A 1,663-nucleotide genomic window follows, 5' to 3' on the forward strand; every position below is an offset into this window, starting at 1 on the left:
AAGGTTGAAAATTAAAGTATGAATTCATTCTAAAATAAAGAGTATGATAAATAAGCCATCTTGCAATGGCCAAAAAATTAAATATTTAACAAGTTAAGGTTAGGTAGCTGACTTGATTTTATAACCTTGAGACTGCGCTATTAAAACGGCCTGTTCAATTGTAATCACGCGATCAACAGGGATAAGATCTGATTTTCTATAAAGCTCAGCATTATAAGTTTCTTTATTTTTCAAGATATTGTATAATGCTGTTAGAAGCATTCTTGCTATTGCAATGATTGCCTTCTTGTGACCGCGGCGTTTCTTTATGCGGAGATAGCGGTTGCGAATTTCAGGATGCTTTTCACTTTTAACCACAGAGGTTGCACACTGTACTAAAAGTGGTTTTATGTAGCATCCAGCTTTAGAAACCCGGACAGATTTTTTCTTCCCCGCACTTTCATTGTTAGTAGGTGTTAATCCTGCCCATGAGCATAAGTGTTTCGCCGAAGGAAAAGCCTCCATATTTACTCCAATCTCTGAAATTACAGTGATTGCAGAGAAAGGATTCCTAAATGATGGAGCAGTTAGAATTAGGTCGAGTTCTTGTTGATAGGGACTGGCGAGCGCAAGAATCAGTTCTTCTAACTCTGCTTTCCGGGATTCTAAATCCTCAAAATGTCTTTTGATAATCTTTAATTTACCAGCCTGTTCAGGAGAAATATATCCATCAACGGCGAGCTCTAATTCTGAAATTTTATTTTTCATAGAGCCATGAATTAAAGGTTTAATATCAAAGGAAGTATCTAAAGGATTTTCAAGAATCTTATCTAAAATTCTTTTTGAACTTTTGCCAAAAGTGTCTGAAACAACGTTAGCCAATTGAATATTGGAAATCGTGAGACAATTTTGGAGACGGTTCTTCTCACTAGACATAAAGCAGGTTAGTTTGTACCGATAGCGCATAAGGTCACGAAGCTGACGAATATCAGCAGGAGGCATAAAGCTACCAGCAACAAGATCGTGCTTAAATAGGTCAGCAATCCATTTCGCATCTTTCTTGTCAGTTTTTTTACCACGAATAGCCTTAACATATTTAGGATGTGCAAGTACAATAGAACAGCCTTTTTCCAAGACGTTGTACACAGGAATCCAGTACTTACCTGTAGATTCCATACAGACATCCTTACAATTAGAATCCAGTAGCCATTGTAACAGCTCTTTCAAACCTTTTGTATAGGTAGAAAAGCGATGGCTCTTGTAAGTGGTGATACCCCTAGAATTAGTGTTTGCAATGCAAGCAACAACGAAGGTTTTGTGGACATCAATGCCACAACAAATTTTGTATACAATTTTTAAAGCCATAGGGACTCCTTCCTGAACTAGTAAGTTCTAAAGAATTAAAGGGAGAAACGGCATTGACTGATAGCCTAGCATTTAAACGAGATTGTTTAAACAAAGATAAGGTTACGTACTCAAAGGTACACTTATTTGTGCTTGAAAAGGCTATCTACACATATAATTATGCGGTCATCTGACAAGTCAGACAGCCCACTCACCTCCCCGTGATTTGTAGTATACCGAAATCCCAATGGTTTAATAATATAAAAAAATTCGCTTAAAGCCAAACTTTTTCATTACGTTTTGTGCCTTGAGCGAAGCGAAAGGAATGGATATAATTATG

At 37.0% G+C, this 1,663-nt stretch carries 1 protein-coding gene; it reads right to left on the reverse strand.

Translation table 11 applies throughout. From position 1 onward, the window contains the following. Positions 1-99: 99 nt before the first annotated feature. Positions 100-1,344 carry an IS110 family RNA-guided transposase gene (locus I6U48_RS28055; RefSeq protein WP_218323815.1) on the reverse strand — a complete coding sequence of 415 codons (1,245 nt, stop codon included), beginning with the start codon at positions 1,342-1,344 and terminating at the stop codon, positions 100-102. Positions 1,345-1,663: the final 319 nt, after the last annotated feature.

It is taken from the genome of Clostridium thailandense (genome assembly GCF_019207025.1).
Taxonomy (GTDB): Bacteria; Bacillota; Clostridia; order Clostridiales; family Clostridiaceae; genus Clostridium_AM; species Clostridium_AM thailandense.